This is a genomic window from Aeromonas bivalvium, from assembly GCF_000819765.1.
In the GTDB taxonomy this organism is placed as follows: Bacteria; Pseudomonadota; Gammaproteobacteria; order Enterobacterales; family Aeromonadaceae; genus Aeromonas; species Aeromonas bivalvium.
In genome coordinates this window covers 154,112-154,548 of record NZ_CDBT01000017.1, presented here as the reverse complement: position 1 = coordinate 154,548, position 437 = coordinate 154,112, and the positions used below count along the sequence as shown (strand labels likewise).

Here is a 437-nt window from a genome sequence, read left to right as displayed (position 1 = left end):
CGGTGGGCCTCTGGCTCGGCCGAGGCCAAAGCGCCGCCCCGCCGCCCCAGGCTCCGGAGCAGCAGGCCCAGACCAGTGGCGCCGCCCTGGCCGGCCTGGAGCAGGTCTGCGAACAGGCCGTTCCCATCTGGACCAAGCAGATAGAGAACTCCCGCCAGCAGAGCGAGGGGGCCATGATCAGCCTCACCGAACGCTTCGTCGGCATCTCCACCAAGCTGGAGGAGGCGGTGACCGCCTCCCACCATGCGGCCGGGGACCTGGCCGGGGAGAACTCGGAGGGGATGGCCGCCGTGCTGGCCGAGAGCCAGCGCCAGCTGGGCACGGTACTGGCCAGCATGCGGGCAACCCAGCAGAACAGAGACGCCATGCTGGCGGAGATCAAGGGGCTCACCGCCTACACCCAGGAACTCAATGCCATGGCCCTGGACGTGGCCAAG

General features: G+C 69.8%; 1 pseudogene. It reads left to right on the top strand.

Annotated elements, in window-relative coordinates:
- A pseudogene (locus BN1119_RS07160) lies at nt 1–437 on the top strand (methyl-accepting chemotaxis protein); the annotation flags it as partial.